At 51.9% G+C, this 3,369-nt stretch carries 4 protein-coding genes; all 4 read left to right on the top strand.

What is annotated here, in order from left to right; genetic code table 11:
• Window positions 1–231 (top strand): DsbA family protein (locus H6F43_RS00310; RefSeq protein ID WP_190340048.1); only part of this gene is annotated, 231 nt, incomplete at its 5' end.
• A 135-nt stretch (window positions 232–366) separates the two neighbouring features.
• On the top strand, window positions 367–849 hold the full coding sequence (locus H6F43_RS00305; protein WP_190340047.1) for an SRPBCC family protein: 483 nt from the start codon (window positions 367–369) through the stop codon (window positions 847–849).
• 107 nt (window positions 850–956) lie between these two features.
• Complete coding sequence (locus H6F43_RS00300; RefSeq protein WP_190340046.1) at window positions 957–2,126, top strand: zinc-dependent alcohol dehydrogenase; 1,170 nt, start codon at window positions 957–959, stop codon at window positions 2,124–2,126.
• Between the two features lie 116 nt (window positions 2,127–2,242).
• Window positions 2,243–3,369 (top strand): zinc-dependent alcohol dehydrogenase (locus H6F43_RS00295; RefSeq protein ID WP_190340045.1); only part of this gene is annotated, 1,127 nt, incomplete at its 3' end.

Raw genomic sequence — 3,369 nt, 5'->3', positions numbered from 1 at the left:
GACGTTTTGGCAAACCTAGCGGTAGCGATCGGACTGGATGGAGCCGCGTTCAGGGCAGCACTGGAATCTCGGAAATACAAAACTATCCACCAACAAGCCTTGGAGTCCGCGAGAGAACGAGAAATTCATTCGGTGCCAACGTTCATTATTGGCGATCGTATTTTTCCAGGTGTGCTGTCCCAAGAAACCCTAGAACAGGCGATTTGTGCGGCAGTTCCGCTTAAATCCTGAAACCTTCTAACCCAACCTCAGGGACTCCATGATCCAAGCCGTTGGCTACGCTGCCCAAAATGCGCACCCCTGACATCGATGTGACATTGCTGAGATGACTGCGCAACCAACCTATACGCACAAGAGGTTATGAGTATGAACCAGCCAATCAAAGTTGAAAAAACACTGACCATTAACAAACCCGCGGCAGAGCTTTATCGCTTTTGGCATAACTTTGAAAACCTGCCGCACTTTATGAAGCATCTCAAAGATGTCAAGGTTCACGATGCGACACGATCGCACTGGACGGCTACTGGACCCTTAGATGCCACGGTCGAGTGGGATGCCGTCATCACCGACGATCGGGAAAACGAATTGATTGCTTGGAAATCAGTGGAAAACGCAGACGTGGCGAACTCTGGGTCGATTCACTTCCAGCCAACGCCCAACGATCGCGGCACTGAGGTCAAAGTCATCACGGAATACAATCCGCCGGGGGGAGCGATTGGAGATGCGATCGCAAAGCTGTTTGGCGAATCCCCTAAACAGCAGATTGGAGATGATTTGCGTCGCTTCAAAATGCTGATGGAAACGGGCGAGATTGCTTCAACCGAAGGTCAACCTTCTGGACGTAAGTAATTCGTTTTTTTGACCTGGTTTTTTTGACGCTGAACTCGACCGAGCTTGCCGAAGTCTGATCACCCACTATCAACCGCTGACCAAGTAAACAGAAAGGACTGACACCAATGAAAGCACTGTGCTGGCATGGCAATACCGATGTACGGATAGATAACGTTCCCGATCCAGAAATTCTTAATCCGCGTGATGCCATCCTCAAAGTCACCGCGACCACCATTTGCGGTTCTGACCTGCACCTCTACGATGGCTTCGTTCCGACCATGAAGCCGGGTGACATTCTGGGTCACGAATTTATGGGAGAAATCGTAGAGACTGGTAGCGAAGTCAAGAAACTGCGAAAGGGCGATCGCGTTGCGGTTTCTTCCATGATCGGCTGTGGTCAGTGCTTCTTCTGTCAACGGCAGAACTGGTCCCTGTGCGATAATTCCAATCCCAACGCCTGGATGCAAGAGAAGCTGTTCGGGTTTGGTACATCGGGCATCTTCGGCTACTCCCATCTGTTTGGGGGCTATGCGGGTGGCGACGCAGAATATGTGCGCGTACCGTTCGCCGATTTTGGCACGGTCAAGCTGCCAGCAGACATTCCCGACGAGAAACTATTGCCGATCAGTGATGCGTTTCCGACTGGCTATATGGGAGCAGAGCTGTGTAACATTCAGCCTGGAGATACGGTCGCCGTTTGGGGCTGTGGTCCTGTCGGACAGTTCGCCATCATTAGCGCCTACATGCTGGGAGCAGAGCGCGTCATTGCCATCGATCGCTTTCCCAACCGCTTGCAGCTTGCACAAGAATTCGCCAAAGCAGAAATCATCAACTACGAAGAAGTCGATGCGGGCGAAGCCCTCAAAGAAATGACGGGTGGACTTGGACCCGATGCCTGTATTGATGCAGTGGGAATGGAAGCGCACGGCTTGGGCGTCGATGCGGCGCTTGACAAAGTGCAGCAGGCGGTACGACTGGAACTCGATCGCGCTCATGTGCTGCGGCAAATGATCCTTGCCTGTCGCAAAGGCGGCACTCTGGCAGTGATGGGTGTTTATGCAGGCTTTATTGATAAGTTCCCAATGGGAGCGCTAATGAACAAAGGCTTGGTGATGCGAGCGGGACAAATGCACGGTCAAAAATATATGCCGATGTTGCTGGAGCGCATCCAAAATGGCGAAGTCGATCCCTCCCGCGTATTCTCCCATCAGCTACCGCTAACAGAGGCTCCGCGCGGTTTTGAGATGTTTAAGAACAAAACAGACAACTGCACAAAGGTTTTGCTGAAGCCTTAAGGCAATTGATTACCCATTGCACTTAGACACTATCAACGCTGTCGTGACAGCAGGGTTGTCTCAACCAGATCTTTTTTACAGCTACCTAACTACACATATCTAAGGAACTTAAACTCATGAAAGCAGTTTGTTGGGAAGGAACGAATAAGGTACAAGTCGAAACTGTACCGGATCCCAAATTGATTAATCCGCGGGATGCGATCGTTAAAATCACGTCAACCGCCATTTGCGGCTCTGACTTACACCTGTACGATGGCTGGAACCCCACCATGAAAGCAGGCGATATCCTGGGTCATGAATTCATGGGAGAAATCGTTGAGCTAGGCAGTGCGTTTAGGAATGGCAATATCCACAACAGAGGCAAAGATCTCAAGGTGGGCGATCGCGTTGTGGTTCCGTTCACGATTTCCTGTGGATCGTGCTTCTTTTGCAATCGAGATTTGTGGTCGTTGTGCGATAACTCCAACCCCAACGCCTGGATGGCCGAACAAATGATGGGTCATTCTCCATCAGGGCTTTTTGGCTACTCTCACCTCACAGGTGGCTATGCAGGCGGTCAGGCGGAGTATGCTCGCGTTCCCTTTGCGGATGTGGGATTGTTCAAAATTCCGGATGGACTAACCGATGACCAGGTTTTGTTTTTCACCGATATTTTCCCGACTGGATACATGGCGGCTGAAAACTGCGACATTCAGCCTGGAGATACTGTGGCAATCTGGGGCTGTGGTCCGGTTGGACAGTTTGCTATCCGAAGCGCCTTGATGCTAGGAGCGGGACGAGTCATTGCGATCGATCGCGTTCCCGAACGGCTGCAGATGGCGAAGGAGGGCGGTGCGGAAATCCTGAACTTTGAAGAAGTCGAAGTGGGGGAAGCCCTCAAAGAAATGACGGGCGGACGTGGACCCGATTCCGTTATGGACTCGGTGGGTATGGAAGCGCACGGCATGGGTTTAGAAGGCTTTTACGACAAAGTAACGCAGGTAGCACGCCTGCAAACCGATCGTCCCAACGTCTTACGTCAGGCGATCGTGGCATGCCGCAAGGGCGGCACGGTCTCCGTTCCCGGTGTCTACACGGGCTTTATCGATAAGGTGCCGATGGGTGCGTTCATGAACAAGGGCTTGACCATGAAAACAGGACAAACCCATGTGCATCGCTATTTGCAGACGCTACTCGACCACGTTCAGAACGGCGACATTGATCCCTCGTTTGTGATCACGCACCGCCTGCCGCTAGATCAAGC

The sequence above is a fragment of the Leptolyngbya sp. FACHB-36 genome, from assembly GCF_014695955.1.
Classification (GTDB): domain Bacteria; phylum Cyanobacteriota; class Cyanobacteriia; order Leptolyngbyales; family Leptolyngbyaceae; genus FACHB-36.
This window is presented reverse-complemented; position numbering and strand designations above follow the sequence as displayed.